The organism is Rhodococcus sp. ACT016 (assembly GCF_050477185.1).
Taxonomy (GTDB): Bacteria; Actinomycetota; Actinomycetes; order Mycobacteriales; family Mycobacteriaceae; genus Prescottella.
The window spans coordinates 5,149,293-5,167,636 of record NZ_JBEAET010000001.1; the positions used below are offsets into that span (position 1 = coordinate 5,149,293).

Sequence of the window (18,344 nt, forward strand, 5' to 3'; positions counted from 1 at the left end):
CACTGCTCTTGACATGCCTCGTCGGCGAGCGCATTGTGAGAACAGAGAGCAGTGCTCTCAGATCTGGAAATCCTCTCGAGAAAGCGAGCACGCCATGTCGAATCTGCAGGTAGTGACCGGGGCGGGACCCGTCGGCTGGACCGTCGCCGAGCAGTTGGCCGACGCCGGCTACGACGTGCGGGTGCTGACCCGCTCGGGCAGCGGGCCGGTCCATCCGCGGATCGAACGCCGGAAGGTCGACGTCTCCGATCCCGCGGCGCTCGCCCCCGCCCTGGACGGCGCCACCGCGGTCTTCCACTGCATCCACGGCTCGGCGTACGACGCCCGCGCGTGGGAGCGTGAACTCCCGGCCGCCGAGCGGATCGTGATGGACGCCGCGCAGCGTGTCGGCGCGGTGGTGGTGTTCCCGGAAAGCCTGTACTCGTACGGCCGCCCCGACGGCCCGATGACCGAGGACAGCCCGCGCGACGCGACCACCGGCAAGCTCGGTGTCCGGACGCGACTGCTCGCCGCCCGGGCCGCGCACCCGGCTCCCACGGTCAGCGTCGTGGCGTCCGACTTCTTCGGACCGCACGTGCTGAACGCGCACGCGGGGGAGCGGATGGTGCCGGCGGTGTTGGACGGGAAGACCATTCGGGTGATGGGTCGCGCCGACGTCGTGCATTCGTTCACCTACGTCCCCGACCTGGCGGCTGCGATGATCGCGGCGGCGCACAACTCCGAACTGTGGAACACGGTGCTGCACGCACCCACCGCGCCCGCGGTGACCCAGCGGCAGATGGTCGAGACCTTCGCCGACGCCGCTCAGGTCCCGATGCCGAAGGTGGGCACGCTGCCGGGCTGGATGCTGCGCGCGGTCGGCGCGGTGCACCGCCCCACGCGGGAACTGGCCGAGACGCTGTACCAGTTCGAGGCGCCCTACGTCATCGACTCGCACCGCAGCGAGCAGTTGCTGGGCCTCGCACCGACCCCGCTGCACGAGGCCGCGACCGAGACCGTCCGGTGGTGGCGGAACGAGTTGGCGGCACGGGCCGACCGATAGGGTCACCGTGTGCGCAGATGGAGTTCGGTTCGGGGGTCGTGGGCGGCCGCCGCGACGACGCTGCGCCACTCCCCGGGCCTCGCGCGGCTCACCGCGGTCCGGTTCGCGAGCCAGTTCGGCGACGGTCTGTTCCAGGCGGCGCTCGGCGGCGCCATCCTGTTCAATCCCGAACGCGAAACCGAACCGCTCGCGATCGCAGCCGGGTTCGCCGTGCTGCTGCTGCCGTACTCGGTGATCGGACCCTTCGCGGGCGCACTGCTCGACCGCTGGGACCGCCGCGCGGTGCTGCTGTGGGCGAACCTGCTGCGCGGCAGCCTCATCCTCGTCATCGCGGCCCTGCTGATCGCCGGCGCGGGGGAGACGCCGCTACTGATCCTGGCGCTCGCCGCGATCGGCGTCAGCCGGTTCGTCCTCGCCGGCGTCTCAGCGTCCCTGCCGCACGTGGTACGCCAGAGTTGGCTGGTACCAACGAATTCCGTACTCGCCACCGCGGGGTCGGTGTTCTCGGCGCTCGGCGCCGGAACCGCCGTGACCATCATCGGGCTGGTGGGGGAGGGCGACCTGGGCTCGGGCGTCGCGGTCGCGGTCGGGGCCGTCGGGTCGGTGATCGCGGCTTGGGCGGTGAGCGGGTTCGCGCTCCGCGCCCTCGGACCGACGGACGTGGAGCCAGGCGCGGCGCAGACGCTCGCGACCGTCACCGCCGTCCTGGCGGGTCTGCGTACCGGTGCGACCGCGGTGTGGGAGTCCCCCGGCGTCACGACGACGATGATCGGAATCGGCGTCCACCGCATCGTGTTCGGCATCAACACGCTCCTGATGGTGCTGATCCTGCGCAACCCGTCGGCCGGATCCTCGTTGCCCGGCGGTTTCGCCGGATTCGGTGTCGCGGTGGGTGCCACCGCCGCCGGCATGCTGCTCGCGGCGCTCGCGACGCCCTGGCTGATTCCGCGCCTGGGACGCTCCCGCACCGTCACCGTCGCGCTGGTGTTCGCCACCGTCGTACAGGCCACGCTCATCGCGTCGCTGTCGCAGCCGCTGCTGCTCGTGGGCGCGTTCCTGCTCGGATTCGCGGGCCAGACCGTCAAGCTCACCGGAGACGCGGCGATGCAGATCGAGATCGACGACGACCGCCGCGGGCAGGTGTTCGCGCTGCAGGACACGGTCTTCAACATCGCGTTCTGCGCCTCCCTGGCCGCCGCCGCCACCGTCGTCGCCCCGGACGGCCGGTCACTCGGCGTGGTCCTCGTCGCCGCCGGGATCTACGCCCTCGGCGTGCTCGGGATCGCGATCAATTCGCGCCGCACCGTCGGCTGACCGCTCACGTCCCGTCCCGGCGCACCGCGTCGAGACGCCCGTCGCCGTCGCTGTCACTGAGCCGCACCGTGAGCCGGTCCGGGTCCTCCTCCGCGACCAGCACCGTGTCGTACCGGCCGTCGCCGCGGGTCGAGATCAGCACCACGTCCGGCGTCCCGTCACCGTCGAAGTCGACGACGGCGTCGTCCACCGCACCGTCACCGTCGTAGTCGACGCTGCGCCGGCCCGACGGCACCGCCGGTGGGGCGGACGGACGGACGTCCCGCTCCACCTCCTGCGCCCAGACGCCGTGGCGGGCCGGGTCCGCGAAGTGGCGGGCCGACGGCTGCCCCGCATCCAGGATGACACGATCGACCACACCGTCTCCGTCGATGTCCCACATGGCGTCGTCGAACAGTCCGTCGCCGTCGAAGTCCAAACGCACCGAATCGAATTCGCTGTCGCCATCCAGATCGAGGTCGGCCTCCGAATCCCACGTGGTGATCGAACCGTCACCGGTGCCGAACCAGTACTCGAGTGATCCCATACCTGTGTGGACGCAGCCCGCCGTGATCCGGTTCCGGCGGCTACCCGGCGGATCAGCGCGCGTCACCGGCGCCCCGGGGGAGCCGGCCGCCGGTGGCCGCGCCGATCACGACCGCATTCGTCGGCAGGTCCGCGACGATCGCTGCCAGGTTGTATCCGCTGGTCCGGAGCCTCCCGTTGTCGCCGGGCCGGGGGTACTCGCTGTGGCCGGACGCACCGTCCCGGGCCACCCCGTCGGGTGTCGTGACGGCATCGGTCGCGAGGTGCGTGAATCCGTCGGTGGTGTGCGGCCCGCCGCCGTACGGTCCCGGGCCGAACCGGTTGAGGTACGCGATCACATCGCCGCCCGCGGTCATCTCGTAGGCGTGCCCGGGACCGAGACCGAGATCGCTCGGCGACTCGACGCCGACCAGGCCCGGCGACCCGTAGACGACCATGTCGTCCACCGGGTGGTAGCCCGGCTCACGCAGCGCCAGGCCCGTGGTGACCGAGCCGTACGAGTGACCGACGGCGGTGACGTGCGGGTCGGATCCCGTGTGCGCGACCCCGAGTCCGTCGTAGAACCGAGCCAGATCACGAGCGCCGGTTCGGGCCCGATCCGCCTGTGCCACAGCGAGTCCCCCCTCGATCCCGTCGACGACGCTGCCCGACATCTGCGGCGCGTCGTAGCCCACCCACGCGATGGTCGCGACCGTCTCGTGTTCGCGTCCGGCGGCGGCCGCCAGCTGAACCTGCACCTCCTGCCGCAGCGCCGTGGCCTCGTCGACCATCGATCCGAGCGAACCGCGCACGGTCGCGTTCAGTCCCGGCGTGGACACCGCGATGTGGTCGGCCGTGTCCGGATCGCCGATCGCGACGGCCGCGTGGAGCTGTTCGCCGGAGCGCGCGTCGAGCAGCAGCAGCTTCCGGCCCGGATCGTCCCCGATCGTGGTGCGGACCGCGTCGAGATCGGCCAGGCGTCGGGCCACGTCCGCGAGGGCGACCCGCGCGAACCGCGCGTCGACACTGTTGAGGCCGGCCGCCCGGCGCACCAGTTCCTGCCTCGCCGTTTCCAGCGCGGCGTGCTCGGTCGCCAACCGGTGGACGTTGGCCCGATGGCGCGCCTCGCTGGGGAGACCATCGCGGTTGCCGACAGCGGCCGGCGACGTCGCGATCATCTCCTGCTGCTGGGCCGGGGTGAGTCCGTCCCACCACCGCCGGTTCTCGGTCGGACTCGCCCGGTCCGGCGGAGGCACCGGGACCGAGCGCGTCCCGAACCATCCGCTGCCGGGATCGCCGGGGCGGGGAAGCCGAGCGAACGCCGTGTCGATCGTCGACGTCGCCCGGCCGTCGGCGGCACCGAGTTCCCCCAGCGCCGTGCGGATGACGGCCCGATGCTGCCGCGCCCGGTGTTCCACCGCCGCCAGCGTGATCATCGCGTTCGTCGTGGACGCCGCCGACACGAACAGTCCGGGCGACGGCGCGACGGCGCCGTCGTCGCCCACGTCGAACGCCTCCGCGCGGGCGGCCGCAACGGCGGCGAGCACAGCGTCTCGCGCGCAGGCTATCTGTGCCGCAGCGGAATTCGCCGCGTCGGCGGCCTCGTGCAGCGCCGACGCTGTCCGCATGCCCACCGCACCGATCTGCGTGGCCCGCACCCGCGCCGTGTCCGCGGCGACGCCGCCCCAGTGGTCGCGCGTCGCATCCGCCGCCCGGGCGAGCCGCCCGACCTCGGCGTCGACGGACTCCGCGACGCTACGCCAACGCACGCCCTGCCCGCACAGCACCTCAGGATTCCACGACTCCGCCTGGGGCACAGTGGGAGTCGTCATCGACCACCGACCGCGCCGAGTGCGTCGGCGGTCGCGGCGTCGCTGCGGGCGTACTCGGCTGCTGCCTGCGCGGCGTTGCCCGACCAGCTGTGCAACTGGTCGGCGACGACGGCGAGAGCCTCGGCCGCGGCCCGGGAGCCCGCGGTACACGCAGACCCCACCTGCGACCCCCACAGCCCGCCGTCCACATCCGGCTTCGCCGCCACGATCACGTCACCGATCGCCGACACCGTCCGCGCGGCCTCGTCGAGCCTCCCCGGATCGACCCACATCTCCGCCATGGCACCCCCTGGTCCGTCTCTCCCCGGTGCCGGACACTACGGCAGGCACAATCCGGCATGCGGCGATCGCGGCCGATCGTCGACCGAGGATCCGAGGGGGAACCACCATGACCGATCGAGCAACGAGGTCGCCGGGCGACGCGCCCGGCGACCTCGCTGACCAGCTGAAACGGTTGGTCCACGCCGCCGCCACCCGCCGCACCCGCGCCGAATCCGCGAGCGGGGCGCTCGCCGTCGAGGTCACCGCCGACGGACTTGTCCACAACTGGCACATCGGTGCGGAACTACGGAGCGGGGATGTGCACAACGTGGTTGCGGCCTTGGTCCGCCTGCAGCACCAGGCGGTCGCCCGAGCGCGGGCCGAACTGGCCGCGGCTACTTCTCGACCCGCTCACCCGCGATCGCGGGTGAGCGGACGGTTCCCGGCCGGGGGGAGGTCACGGCGCCGGATACACCGCCACCTCACTGGCCTTGACGGCGAACCAGACGTCGTCGCCGGCCGCCAGGTCGAGTTCCGCGACGGCGCCGGCGGTGACGTCGGCCATGAGCCCGGGCGAGCCGTCGTGGTGGTCCTCGGCGCGGACTCGGATCGCGTGGCCGTGTCCGTGGCCGTGCCCGCCGACTCCGCTGATCTCGGCGATCCGCACTCGGAACATGTTGCGCGGGCTGCCTTCCGGATGGGCACGGTGGATCGCGACCGCGGCGGGCGCGAACACCGCGACGGCGCGGTCCCCGGGCACGCACTCGTCCTCGGCGATGCCGTGGACCGTGCCCGCGACGGTGTCCAGTCCCTCGGCGCCAACCTTGCCCGACAGCAGGTTGATTCCGGCGATTCGCGCCGCGAAGACACTGCGCGGACGAGACAGCACCCGGCCCACCGGACCCTCCTCGACGATCCGTCCGCCGTCGACCACCACGACCCGGTCGGCGAGCGAAAGCGCGTCCAGCACATCGTGGGTCACGATCATCGCGGTCCGGTCCCCGGTGCGCAGCACCCGGCGCAGCAACGCCCGCACCGCCGGGGCTGTCCCGACGTCGAGAGCCGCCATCGGCTCGTCGAGCAGCAGCAGCCCGGGTTCGGCAGCCAGCGCGCGGGCCACCGCGACCCGCTGGGCCTGACCACCGGACAACTGTCGCGGCCGCCGGTCCGCGAGCGCGGTCGCGTCCACTTCCTCGAGCCACCGCGTCGCCGCCGCGTACGACTCCCGGCGGCCCCGTCCGGCGCTGCGCGGCGCGAACGCGACGTTCTCCCGAACCGTCAGGTGCGGGAACAGCAGCGGTTCCTGCGCCAGCAACCCCACGGACCTCCGGTACGGCTGCACCGCAACACCGCTCGCGGTGTCGGTGAGGACGTGGTCGTCGAGCACGACGCGGCCGTCGTCCGGATTCAGCAGTCCCGCGACGACGTCCAGCAGCGTGGACTTACCCGCTCCGTTGGGTCCCAGGACTGCGAGTACCTCGCCCGGTGCCACCACGAGTTCGACGTCGAGTCCGCGGGACTCCACGCGCGCACGCACCTCGAGGCCGCTCACAGCGCCCCCGCCGCTCGTCGGGTCCGGGCACCGAGGACGATCGCCACCGCCACCGCGACCAGCACCAGCGACAATGCCACCGCCGCCTCCGGGTCGGTCTCACGTTGCAGGTAGATCTCCAACGGCAGCGTGCGGGTCACGCCCTGCAGACTGCCGGCGAACGTCAGGGTGGCGCCGAATTCACCGAGCGCGCGGGCGAAGGCGAGCACCGCGCCGGACACCAGACCCGGCAGCACCAGCGGCACCGTCACCCGGCGCAGCACGGTGGTGGGCCGGGCGCCGAGCGTCGCGGCGACGGCCTCGTAGCGCCGACCGGCGGTCCGCAGGGCCCCCTCGAGGCTGATCACCAGGAACGGCAGCGCCACGAACGTCTGGGCCAGCACCACCGCGGTGGTGGAGAAGGCGATCTGGATGCCCGCGACCTCGAGGTGCCGGCCGATCAGCCCCTTCCGGCCGAACGTGTAGAGCAGGGCCAGTCCGCCGACGACCGGTGGCAGCACCAGCGGCAGCAGCACCAGCGCACGCAACGCCGCCAGGCCCGGGAAGCTGCAGCGTGCCGACACCATTGCCATCGGCACACCCAGCACGACGCAGAGCATCGTGCTGACCGACGCGGTCTTCAGGCTCAGTTCGAGTGCAGCCAAAGAAGATTCGGACGTCACGAGCGCGACGAAGTTGGACCAGTCCACCCCTGCGAGCATCCCGACGAGCGGCAGCACCACCAGCAGGCCGCCCGCGGCCGCGGGCACGTAGATCCAAGCCGGGAGTCCGGCCGGGATCCGCCCCGGCGGCCGCGCGGTCACGGCGTGCCGAATCCGGCGTCGGTGAACACCCGTCGACCCTCCGGCCCGATCACTAGACCGACGAATTGTCCTGCGATCTCCCGATTCTCGGACTTGTTAAGCACCGCGATCGGGTAGGTGTTGACGACCTTCACGGCTTCCGGGAACGGGACCGCGGTGACCTTGCCGTCGGCACCGGCGGCGTCGGTGACGTAGACCAACCCGGCGTCGGCCTGCCCGGTGACGACCTTGCCGAGGACGTCGGTCACCGACGACTCCTCGCTGACGGGGGACAACTGCACCCCGGCCGCGTCCGCGACCCGTCGCGTCGCGGTGCCACACGGCACCTGCGGCGCACAGACGACCACGTGCACGTCCGGCCGGGCGAGATCGGCGAACGAGGTGATGTTCGCCGGATTGCCCGGTGGGACAGCGATCGTCAGCACGTTGGTGGCGAAGTTGATCGGGTCGGTCGCGGTGAGGCCTGCGCCCCGCGCCTTGGTCATGTTCGCCGTGTCCGCGGACGCGAAGATGTCGCCCGATGCGCCCTGGTCCAGCTGGGTGAACAGATCGGACGAGCCGCCGAAGTTGAACACCACCCGCGTCTCGGGGTGCTGGGCCTCGAAGCGACGCCCCAGTTCGGTGAATGTCGAACGCAGCGACGCCGCCGCGAACACCGTGATCGAACGGCCGGACTCGGTGGTGGGCTGGGTGGCGGCGTCGGGCTCGCCGGAACTGCACCCGGCGACCACCGCCGTCGCCAGGACCGCAGCGAGGGCCGCGGCAGCCGTCCGCAGGCGCCTCACGACGGTGTCCCCGGCGTCTCGACGATCACCGTCGTCGCCTTCACCACGGCGGCCGCCACGCTGCCCGGCTCCAGCTTCAACTCCCGCGCGGCCTCCGCGCTCATGAGCGAGACGACCGGGAACGGTCCGCACTGCATCTCCACCTGCGCCATCACGCCGTCGACGACCACCCGGGTCACCAGCCCGACGAACCGGTTGCGGGCCGAACTGCTCACCCCGAGCGGATTCTCGGGCACGCGCGCCGCGTTGTCGCGGGCGAACTCGGCGAGCTGTTTACCATCGACGACCATGCGGCCGGCGTCGTCCTTACGCGCGTCGAGGGTGCCGGCGTCGATCCACCGCCGGACGGTGTCGTCGCTGACGCCGAGCAACTGCGCGGCGTCCCGGATCCGGATGTCTGGCATTCCCGCAGTTTAGAGCCGCAGATGAGGACACATCAAAAATCAGCGACCGCTCGTGCGGAGGAGAAGACTGTCCGAATCGTCCGGTCCGCTATTCGCGCCGAAACCTCTCCTCCAACTGCGGATCGTCTTCCCACCACAACTTCGACGTCGGCGGTGCTGCCTCGGGCGCGACCTCGTCACCGGACTCGTCATCGGCGACGCGTTCGATTGCGTCCAGCTCGGCGTCTATCGCGGCAGCGTTCGCGCGTTCGTCGACGGTGAAGGCCCGCAGCAGCACCAGCAGGAACGGGATCCCGATCAGGTCACCGAGCAGCCACAGGATCCCCGCGCCGATCGACTGGTCGATCCGCGGATCCGGCCCCCACGTCCGCTCGAACTGGCCGTAGTACTCAGCCGCGATCTCTGGCCCCAGCCAGATCACGATGCCGAGGACCCCGTCACCGAGCACCTCGACGATCGTGATGACCAGCGAGATCATCTGCGGATACCGATGCGGGACCGGATCGGTCTGCAGGCGTGAGTAGAAGTACGCGAAGCCGATCACCACCAGCGCCAACCGGGTGAGCTGATCGATCCACGCGTGCTCGAGCACTGCCGGATACCAGGGCGTGAGGTACAGCAGCCACGGCGTGACCAGCATCGCGATCGACGTCGTCGCCGGAAACGTCAAGAATCGCGCGGTGCGACCGGCCAGCAGGGCGTCCACCCGCGCGCGCCCGTCGTCGCCGAGGGCGTCACGCAGCACCGTGACCGGTCTTCCGAGCGCGAGCCCGAACGGTACGACCATGAACAACAGCACGACCTGCAGGGCACGCACCCAGAACAGGGTGTCGGCGTAGACGCCGACGAAACTGACCGCGGCCAGCAGCCACAGAGCGCACCCGAGGACGAGGAAACAGCAGCGGCGGCCCGGGCCGACGCCACCCCCGCGTCGGACCGCCACGGCGTTCGCCCACCAATAGGTGATCCCCACCGTCCCCACCACCAGCAGGGTGGGCACGTCCCACTGCCACGAACTCGCGGCGGTGGAGAGCGTCAACGGAGTCTCGACGAACGCCATCGCACCATTGTGCTCCTGGGCAGGCGGCGTGCCCGCTCGATCAGCCCTTCGGCTGCTCCGCCCACCACCTCAGCAACTCGGCCTCCGCCTCGTCCCGCTCGAGGGGACCGCGGTCGAGGCGCAGCTCCTTGAGGAACTTCCACGCCTTGCCCACCTGCGGGCCCGCCGGGATCCCGAGCAGTTCCATGATCGCGTTGCCGTCGAGATCCGGGCGCACCCGCGCCAGGTCCTCCTGCTCAGCGATCCGCGCGATCCGCACCTCGAGGTCGTCGTACGTGGCCTGCAGCGCGGCGGCGCGGCGCTTGTTGCGGGTGGTGCAGTCGGCGCGGACCAGCTTGTGCAGCCGCGGCAGCAGGTCGCCGGCGTCGGTGACATAACGACGGACCGCCGAATCCGTCCACTGGCCCTTGCCGTAGCCGTGGAACCGCAGGTGCAGGAACACCAGCTGGCCCACATCGTCGACCATCTGCTTGGAGTACTTGAGCGCCCGCATGCGCTTGCGGACCAGCTTGGCGCCGACGACCTCGTGGTGGTGGAAGCTCACGCCGCCGGCCGGCTCGTTGCGCTTGGTGTCCGGCTTGCCGATGTCGTGCAGCAGCGCGGCCCAGCGCAGCACCAGATCCGGGTCGCCGTCCTCGAGGTCGATCGCCTGCTTGAGCACGGTCAGCGAATGCCAGTACACGTCCTTGTGCTGATGGTGCTCGTCGATCTCGAGCTTCATCGCCGGGATCTCGGGGAGCACCCGGTCCGCGAGGCCCGTCTCGCACATGACGTTGATGCCGTCGATCGGGTACTCGCCGAGGATCAGCTTGTCGAGCTCGGTGTGCACCCGCTCGGCGGTGATCCGCTCGATCTGCCCGGACATCTCGACGATCGCCTGCTGCACCCGCGGCGCCAACGTGAAGCCCAGTTGCGAGACGAAGCGGCACGCGCGCAGCATCCGCAGCGGGTCGTCGTTGAAGGAGATCTCCGGGGCGGCGGGGGTGTCGAGGACGCCCGCCAGCAGCGCGTCCATGCCATTCAGCGGGTCCACGAACTCGAACGTGCCGCTGCCGTCGACCCGGACCGCCATCGCGTTGACGGTGAAGTCGCGGCGGACCAGGTCCTCCTCGAGCGTCGTGCCGTACTGCACCTCGGGGTTACGGGTGACACCGTCGTACGTGTCGGTGCGGTAGGTCGTGATCTCGATCTGATCGGCACCCTTGGCCGCGCTGATCGTGCCGAACGCGATGCCGGTGTCCCACTGGTTGTCGGCCCAGCCGCGCAGGATCTGCTGCACCTGCTCGGGGCGGGCGTCGGTGGTGAAGTCGAGATCGGTGCCGAGCCGGGCCAGGACGGCGTCCCGCACACTGCCGCCCACCAGGTACAGCTCGTGCCCGGCGTCGGCGAAACGCGCACCGAGCGGGGTCAGCACATCCGACAGACTGCTCAGGGTTCGGTGCGCACCGTCGAGCAGTCGGGCGCGCCGCTCGGCATCGGGGGTGGGGGCATTCACGTCAGCAAACCTTACCGAGGTCGACAAATAGCGGAATGCGCATGCAGGTGGCCCCTCACCCGCGCGGGCGTGGGAGTCCGGCCGGTCCTGATTTGTCAACTACGATCAATGAGGTGTCCGCCGCCGAACGTGCCAACCGTAACCGCCGCTCCTCGCGGCGGCGCGGCGCGGGCGGCGGATCCGGCACGCCGCACATGCGGACCGTGCGTGAAACCTCCGCCGGGGGACTGGTCGTCGACGGCCTCGGCGGCCCCGAGGACAAGCTGTGTGCCGCCCTGATCGGACGGACCGACCGTCGCGGGCGGCTGCTGTGGTCGCTGCCGAAGGGACACATCGAGCAGGGCGAGACCGCCGAGCAGACCGCGATGCGTGAAGTGGCCGAGGAGACCGGCATCCGCGGTGCCGTCGTCGCGTCCCTCGGCAGCATCGACTACTGGTTCGTCACCGAGGGCCGACGAGTCCACAAGACCGTGCACCACTATCTGATGCGCTCGCTGGGCGGTGAGCTGTCCGACGCCGACATCGAGGTCACCGAGGTGGCCTGGGTGCCCCTGTCGGAACTGGACTCGCGCCTCGCCTACGCCGACGAGCGCAAGCTGGCCGAGATCGCCGGCCAACTGATCGCGGACATGGAACCCTCACGCACCAGGGGGACCGACTCGGAATGACAGTGGCATCGCGTCCGGCATGGCGACGATCCGGTGCCACCGTTCTCTCGGCGCTGACGCTCGTCCTGATGCTGATCAGTGCTGTGCTGATCGGCACCGGCGGCGGTTCCGCGTCCGCGCAGACCACGACGCCGACCGGGACCGGACCCGACGCGGCGACGTCCACCACGCGGGCGCCGGTGACCAAGTCCCGGACCCAACCCGAGTTCCTGAGCCTGCACATCGACGACGTCACGCCGACCACCGTGACGACCACGACCGAGCCCGTCGTCACCGTCACCGGAACCGTCACGAACACCGGCGACCGGACGGTCACCGACATCGGGGTCCGGCTCCAGCGGGCCCCCGCGGTGGACTCGAGCGAGGAGTTGCGCACCTCACTGGAGCTCGATCAGGGCGAGTTCGACACGGTGGGGCCGTTCGTCCCGGTCGCGGACAGCCTCGCGGAGGGGGAGCGGAAGCAGTTCACGCTGTCGCTGCCGCTGCGTTCGCTCACCGGGTCGTCCCTCGACATCACCGAACCCGGGGTCTACCCGCTGCTGGTCAACGTCAACGGCACTCCCGCGTACGGCGGGCAGGCCCGCCTCGACGACGCCCGGTTCCTGCTCCCGGTGCTGGGCCTGCCGCACGCGGCGGGCGCCTCCGACAGCACGCCGCAGGCGTCGGCGTCGGCGTCACCGACGGCCCCGGTTCCCCCGGACACCTCGAACCCGCTCGCGATCACGATGCTGTGGCCGATCGCGGACGCGCCGCAGCTGGCCGCCGGGATCCCGGGATCGCTCAACGAGAAGGTCCGGCTGGTCGACGACGACCTTGCCGGTTCCCTATCGAAGGGGGGACGACTCGACCAACTGCTCGGCGCCGCCGAGATCGCGACCGGCTCCGACATGGACCGCGACCACCGACTCACCGACAGCATGTGCCTGGCCGTCGACCCCGACCTGCTGATCACGGTCAGCAATATGACCCGGGGATACCTGGTGGTCGACGACCCCGCGAATCCGACCGGACCCGCCCACGACGGTGTCGGGCGTGACGCGGCCGCAGCCTGGCTGGAGCGGCTCGAGACGCTCGCCCGGAAGATGTGCATCACCGCGGTGCCGTTCGCGCAGGTCGACCTCGCGGCGCTGAGCCAGGTCGGCGACGACGTCCTGACCCACAGCGCGCTGGAGTCACCGGCCGACATCGTCGACTCCATCCTCGGGGTGACCTCGCTCCGGGACGTGACCTGGCCCGACGCCGGTGTCCTCGACGATGCGTCGGCGAAGATGCTGCACGGGCTCGGCCCCACCACGACGCTGTTGGCGGCGAACGCGGTCGAGTCCACGCCGTCGTACGGAAGGACGGTGACGATCGCGGGTGGCGGCGGCGACGCCGTCGACGCCGCCCTGTTCGATGTCTCCGCGGCCGCCGCGCTGGCCGCGGTCGGCTCCGACCCGCAGACGCCGTCGTACGTGCCCGAACGCGCGCGCTACAACCTCGACCGGGACTCGCGCACGGCCCGCCTGCAGGACGCGTTGGGCGCGGTGACCTGGCTGTCGTTGCAGGGTTCCGGTGGCACCGCCGCCTCGAGCTCCGCCAGTCGCACGTCGGATCGGTCGATGCTGATCGTCCCGCCGCAGCTGTGGTCCGCCGACGGCAACGAGGCCTCCGCGGTCCTGTCGACCGTCGCCACGCTGCTCCGGTCGGGTCTCGCGACCCCCCGCCCTCTCGACAAGGTCGCCGCGGAGCGGCCCGCGACATCCGAGGTGGCCGAACTGGCCTACCCGCAGCGCGCGATCGTCGACGGCACCCCCGAATCGGTCGAGTGGGGCGTCGGGATGCAGAGCCCGCGCATCGACGAGATGAAGCAGGCGCTGGTCGAGGACCCACAGGTGCCGTTGACGCCGACCCGGTTCATGGCCCCGCTGCGTGAGGATCTGCTGCGGGCGATGAGCCTGTCGGGCCGTCGGGACCAGAACACCGCGACGGCCACCGCCGCCGAGCAGGCCGCCCACACACGCGTGAGCGCCGTCGCCCACGCGATCGACGGCATGTACGCGTCGGTGACGATCCTCGCCCCGGGCGGCGTGTACACGCTCGCGTCCGAGCAGAGCCCCCTGCTGATGGTGGCTCGCAACGATCTTCCGGTGGCGATCACCGTGCAACTGCAGGTCGACGCCCCCGAGGGGGTGCGGATCACCGACATCGGGCCACAGCAGCTGCCGCCCCGCGGCAGCCGGTCGCTGCAGGTGCCCGCCGAGATTTCCGACTCGCGCACCATGGTGGTCGATTTCTCATTGACCACCGAAAGCGGCCAGGACCTGGGCGAACAGACCTCCGTCACGGTGCGGTCGAATGCGTACGGGCAAGCTTTGGCGATAATTACCGCGTGTGCTGGTGCACTCCTGCTGTTCCTCGCCGGGCGCCGACTCTGGCACCGGTTCCGCGGCCAGCCGGATCGAGCCGACGAAGGGTATGAACGTCAATGACCGAGAACTCTCCCGGCGAGGGCTATCGGTCGTCGGCGCGGCCGAGCCCACGCGAGCCGGGTCCCTCACAGCCGCAGCGGCCAAGGCCGGCCCGTGACCAGGGGCTCCCGCCGATGCCGCCGGGGTCGCGGCCGCAGAACCCGCCGCGGCCCATGCCGCCGCGGGGCACGCGCCCCGTGCCGCCGGGTGGTCCACGGCCCGTGCCGCCGCCGGGCGCCCCGCGGCCGATGCCACCCAACCCGCCGATGCAGAACCAGCCGCGGCCGCAGAACCCGGGTGGCGCCCGTCCGGTGCCGCCGCGACAGATGCCACCGAACGGTCCGCGGCCGATGCCGCAGGGCGGCCCCCGTCCCATGCCGCAGGCCGGCCCGCGACCGATGCCACCGCGGGTCGGTCCGCCCGGTCCCGTGCCACCCCGCCCGGCACCTGCACCCCAGCGACAGCCGCAGGCGCCGTCGCAGCCGGTGGCCGACAAGGAACCTCAGAAGAAGAGCCTGCTGGCCGCCACGGGATCGATCGCGATCGCGACGCTGATCAGCCGCATGACCGGCTTCCTCAAGCAGCTGCTGCTGCTGACCGCGCTCGGCCCGGCCGTGGCCAGTGCGTTCACCGTCGCCAGCCAGATCCCGAACATGATCTCCGAGCTGGTGCTCGGCGCGGTGCTCACCGCGATCGTCGTGCCGGTGCTGGTCCGGGCGGAACAGGAGGACGAGGATCAGGGCGCCGCCTTCGTCCGAAGACTCTTCACCGCCGCGCTCGCGCTACTGGGCACGGCGACACTGTTCGCGACAGCGGCCGCGCCGCTCCTCACGACGTACGTCTTCCTGCCGAAGGACGGCGAGGTCAACACCGAGCTGACCACGGCACTGGTCTTCCTGCTGCTCCCGGCGGTCCTGTTCTACGGGCTCTCGGCGCTGCTGACGGCGATCCTCAACACCCGGCAGGTGTTCAAACCCGGCGCGTGGGCGCCAGTCCTGAACAACCTGGTGGTGCTCTCCATCCTGGTGGCGTACTGGCTGCTGCCCGGTGAGATCTCGCTCGACCCGGTCAGCATCACCGACCCGCACGTGCTGATCCTCGGCCTCGGCGTGACCGCCGGCGTCGTGACGCAGGCCGTGAGCCTGCTGCCCGCGATCCGCAAGCAGGGCATCTCGCTGCGCCCGCTGTGGGGCCTCGACGACCGTCTCAAGCAGTTCGGCGGCATGGCCGTCGCGATCGTGCTGTACGTGCTCATCAGCCAGCTCGGCATGATGTTCGCGACCCGCGTCTCCGCGCACGCCGACGAGGCCGGTCCGGCGATCTACTCCAACGCGTGGCTGCTGCTGCAGCTGCCGTACGGCGTCCTCGGCGTCACCGTCCTCACCGCGATCATGCCGCGCCTGAGCCGCAACGCGGCCGACGACGACACCCCTGCCGTCGTGGACGACCTGTCGGTCGCGACGCGACTGACGATGATCGCCCTGATTCCGGTGATCACGTTCTTCACGTTCGCCGGCCCCAAGATCGGCCACGCGCTGTACGGCTACGGAAACTTCGGTGCCGGCAACGCCGAACGGCTCGGCGAGGCCGTCAGCTGGTCGGCGTTCACTCTGATCCCGTACTCGCTGGTGCTGATCCACCTGCGCGTGTTCTACGCACGCGAACAGGCGTGGACCCCGACCTGGATCGTCCTCGGCATCACCGGCGTGAAGATCGCCCTGTCGGCGCTCGCCCCGGTGATCTCGTCGGACAGCCAGCAAGTGGTGATCCTGCTCGGTGTCGCGAACGGACTCGCCTACGTGGCGGGCGCATTCATCGGTGGCTTCCTGCTGCACCGCAGCCTGGGTGACCTGAGGATGGCGAACGTCGGCAAGACGGTGTGGGTGGTGCTGCTGTCGTCCGCGGCGGGCGCGGTGGCGATGTTCGCGGCGGACAAGCTGCTCGGCCTCGACCGGTTGTCGGAGTCGTTCGGCGGCATCGGCGCGATGATCCGCGTCGCGATAACCGGCGGGCTGATGCTCGTGGTCACGTTCATCCTGATGTGGCTCGCCAAGGTCCCGGAGATCGTGGCGATCACCGTCGCGGTCCAGCGGAAGATCCCGGGCCTGCGGGTCCGCGCCGCCGCCGAGGCCGACGCGGCACCGCCGAAGGCCGCTGCCGCATTGTCGTACGAGCCTGATACCGAATTGATTCCGGTGATCCGAGACCTCCCGCGTGCCCTCGATAGACCGGATGGTCTCCCGTACCCTGGACGCAGCGAGGCATACGTCGGTGGGGACTACATTCCCGACGAGTTCATAGAAGGAGCACGTGTGAGCGACGACGACGGTGCCGACAAGAAGTCCGGCACGGCGACTGACGTCGAGGACGGCACCACCAAGGTGGCGGATACCGCGGCCGAGGGCGCGACCGACGAACAGTCCGCGACGTCGTCCACTCCGAGCGACACGGACGAAAACGACTCTGCTGCAGCAACTTCCGAGTCGGACAACGCGGAACGAGAGCGTGAACGCGAGCGCCGTCGCCGCCGCGACCTCAACGTCGATACCGGCGTCTTCCCGATCGGCTCGCCGCAGCTGCCCCCGATCCGCGTGACCGGGGCGGTTCCGGAGCCCCGTCGACTGCGCGGGCCGCAGCTGATCCCCGGTGCGTCGGTGGCCGGTGGCCGCTACCGCCTGCTCGCGCCGCACGGCGGCGCCCGCGGGCTCGAGTTCTGGCAGGCACTCGACATCAAGCTCGATCGCGAGGTCGCACTCACGTTCGTCGACGCCGAGCAGCGGGCCGAGGGACCGGCCGCGACGGGCCCCGACGGCCCGCAGGCGATCCTCTCCCGGACCTTGCGCCTGGGTCGGATCAACTCGCCCGGCCTCGCGCGCGTCCTCGACGTCGTGCGCGGCAGCTCGGGCGGCATCGTCGTCGCCGAGTGGACGCCGGGCCGTTCGCTGAAGGAGATGGCCGAGACCGAGCCGTCGCCGATCGGTGCGGCCCGGGCGGTGCGGGCACTCGCGGGGGCCGCGGAGGCAGCCCACCGCGGCGGCAGCGCACTCTCGATCGACGACCCCGACCGGATCCGGATCAGCACCGCCGGCGATGCCGTCCTGGCGTTCCCGGGCACGCTGTCCGACGCCGACCCCGCGGCCGACGTCAAGGGTCTCGGCGCGATGCTCTACGCCCTCATCACGGCGCGATGGCCGCTGGGTGACCCGGACGCCGAGGCGACCGAGGACGACATGCGTCCGGCCGACCGCGACGCGTCGGGCCGGCCCGTCGAACCGCGGTCGGTGCGCCCCGAGGTCCCGTTCGAGATCTCCGCGGTGGCGGTGCGGGCCCTCGGCGGCGACAGCGGCATCCGCGCGGCGGCGACCGTGCAGCACATCCTCGACCAGGCCACGGTCGTGGACCAGAAGACGGACCTCATGCCGGCGCTGCGGCTGGGCCAGCGGGCTCCGGGCAGCGACGGACACGCGCTCGCCGACCCCGAGGCGGTCGCGGCGGAGAAGCAGAAGTCGAACCGCACCCTCGTCGCGCTGGTCTCGCTGGGCGCGCTCACCGTGGTGGTGCTCGCACTGATCGGCTGGTGGCTGGCGAACCTGTTGACGGGCGGTAGTTCCGACGAGCCGTTGACGAACCAGAACCTCGGTCTGACGACGTCGGCGGAGGCGTCCGAGACGGCCGCCGAGCCGTCGCCGGCACCGGCGGCGCCCGCGACGGGACCGGTCAAGCCTGCCGGCGCGGCCGTGTTCTCGCCGCAGGGCACGCCCGACAACGCCGCCAACGCCGGGATGGCGATCGACGGGAACCCGGCGACGGTGTGGAACACCGACGCCTACTTCCAGCCGTTCCCGGCGCTCAAGCCCGGCGTCGGCCTGATGGTGACGCTGCCCGACGCCGCGAAGCTGACGAGCGTGCAGATCACGTCGCCGAGCCCGGGGACGCAGGTGGAGATCCGCACCGCGCCGTCGCCCAACACGACCCTGGACCAGACCCGGGTGATCGGCAACGCGACCCTGCAGAACGGCGTGACGGACATCCCTGTGAAGTCCGACGAGGCCACCAAGAACGTGCTCGTGTGGATCACCGACCTGAGCACGACGGGCGGGAAGAACCAGTCCGGCATCGCCGAGGTGTCGTTCACGGCCGCATCCTGAGCGGTTCGCGCCGGTCCCGAGAGGGA

Annotated in this window: 15 protein-coding genes; 5 read left to right on the forward strand and 10 right to left on the reverse strand. The window is 71.2% G+C overall.

Annotated features, from left to right (window positions below; translation table 11 throughout):
* Window positions 1-94: 94 nt before the first annotated feature.
* Window positions 95-1,042: an NAD-dependent epimerase/dehydratase family protein gene (locus ACQ5DX_RS23575; protein ID WP_430334892.1), complete on the forward strand. Its 948-nt coding sequence runs from the start codon at window positions 95-97 to the stop codon at window positions 1,040-1,042.
* Window positions 1,043-1,051: 9 nt separating this feature from the next.
* Complete coding sequence (locus tag ACQ5DX_RS23580) at window positions 1,052-2,356, forward strand: MFS transporter (RefSeq protein WP_430334893.1); 1,305 nt, start codon at window positions 1,052-1,054, stop codon at window positions 2,354-2,356.
* Window positions 2,357-2,360: 4 nt separating this feature from the next.
* On the opposite strand, the gene ACQ5DX_RS23585 is transcribed toward ACQ5DX_RS23580, so the two are convergent.
* The 9 genes from ACQ5DX_RS23585 to ACQ5DX_RS23625 form a co-directional block, all read right to left on the reverse strand.
* Window positions 2,361-2,882 (reverse strand): hypothetical protein, encoded by a 522-nt coding sequence (locus ACQ5DX_RS23585; RefSeq protein ID WP_430334894.1) that lies wholly within the window; start codon window positions 2,880-2,882, stop codon window positions 2,361-2,363.
* Window positions 2,883-2,934: 52 nt separating this feature from the next.
* Window positions 2,935-4,692: an alpha/beta hydrolase gene (locus tag ACQ5DX_RS23590; protein ID WP_430334895.1), complete on the reverse strand. Its 1,758-nt coding sequence runs from the start codon at window positions 4,690-4,692 to the stop codon at window positions 2,935-2,937.
* Window positions 4,689-4,973: a hypothetical protein gene (locus tag ACQ5DX_RS23595; protein WP_430334896.1), complete on the reverse strand. Its 285-nt coding sequence runs from the start codon at window positions 4,971-4,973 to the stop codon at window positions 4,689-4,691. The genes ACQ5DX_RS23590 and ACQ5DX_RS23595 overlap by 4 nt, the downstream gene beginning before the upstream one ends.
* Before the next feature lie 437 nt (window positions 4,974-5,410).
* Window positions 5,411-6,505 carry a sulfate/molybdate ABC transporter ATP-binding protein gene (locus tag ACQ5DX_RS23600; RefSeq protein ID WP_430334897.1) on the reverse strand — a complete coding sequence of 365 codons (1,095 nt, stop codon included), beginning with the start codon at window positions 6,503-6,505 and terminating at the stop codon, window positions 5,411-5,413.
* Window positions 6,502-7,308 (reverse strand): ABC transporter permease, encoded by an 807-nt coding sequence (locus ACQ5DX_RS23605; protein WP_430334898.1) that lies wholly within the window; start codon window positions 7,306-7,308, stop codon window positions 6,502-6,504. Before ACQ5DX_RS23605 ends, ACQ5DX_RS23600 begins: the two co-directional genes overlap by 4 nt.
* Window positions 7,305-8,084, reverse strand: coding sequence for a molybdate ABC transporter substrate-binding protein (modA, locus tag ACQ5DX_RS23610; RefSeq protein ID WP_430335783.1), 780 nt, complete (start codon window positions 8,082-8,084; stop codon window positions 7,305-7,307). The genes ACQ5DX_RS23605 and modA overlap by 4 nt, the downstream gene beginning before the upstream one ends.
* Before the next feature lie 5 nt (window positions 8,085-8,089).
* Window positions 8,090-8,497, reverse strand: coding sequence for a TOBE domain-containing protein (locus ACQ5DX_RS23615; RefSeq protein ID WP_430334899.1), 408 nt, complete (start codon window positions 8,495-8,497; stop codon window positions 8,090-8,092).
* Window positions 8,498-8,585: 88 nt separating this feature from the next.
* Window positions 8,586-9,557, reverse strand: coding sequence for a cytochrome c oxidase assembly protein (locus tag ACQ5DX_RS23620; RefSeq protein ID WP_430334900.1), 972 nt, complete (start codon window positions 9,555-9,557; stop codon window positions 8,586-8,588).
* A gap of 40 nt (window positions 9,558-9,597) precedes the next feature.
* A complete protein-coding gene (locus ACQ5DX_RS23625) occupies window positions 9,598-11,052 on the reverse strand; it encodes a CCA tRNA nucleotidyltransferase (protein ID WP_430334901.1) in 1,455 nt (484 codons plus the stop codon).
* A 113-nt stretch (window positions 11,053-11,165) separates the two neighbouring features.
* Between ACQ5DX_RS23625 and ACQ5DX_RS23630 the strand changes: the two genes are divergently transcribed.
* Window positions 11,166-11,720 (forward strand): NUDIX hydrolase, encoded by a 555-nt coding sequence (locus tag ACQ5DX_RS23630; protein ID WP_430334902.1) that lies wholly within the window; start codon window positions 11,166-11,168, stop codon window positions 11,718-11,720.
* Window positions 11,717-14,191, forward strand: coding sequence for a glycoprotein (locus ACQ5DX_RS23635; protein WP_430334903.1), 2,475 nt, complete (start codon window positions 11,717-11,719; stop codon window positions 14,189-14,191). The genes ACQ5DX_RS23630 and ACQ5DX_RS23635 overlap by 4 nt, the downstream gene beginning before the upstream one ends.
* Window positions 14,192-14,213: 22 nt before the next feature.
* On the opposite strand, the gene ACQ5DX_RS23640 is transcribed toward ACQ5DX_RS23635, so the two are convergent.
* A complete protein-coding gene (locus tag ACQ5DX_RS23640) occupies window positions 14,214-14,546 on the reverse strand; it encodes a hypothetical protein (RefSeq protein WP_430335822.1) in 333 nt (110 codons plus the stop codon).
* Between the two features lie 22 nt (window positions 14,547-14,568).
* On the opposite strand from ACQ5DX_RS23640, the gene ACQ5DX_RS23645 reads away from it, so the two are divergent.
* The gene (locus ACQ5DX_RS23645) at window positions 14,569-18,318 is read left to right on the forward strand and encodes a murein biosynthesis integral membrane protein MurJ (protein WP_430335784.1); all 3,750 of its coding nucleotides are present in this window, start codon (window positions 14,569-14,571) and stop codon (window positions 18,316-18,318) included.
* Window positions 18,319-18,344 lie beyond the last annotated feature (26 nt).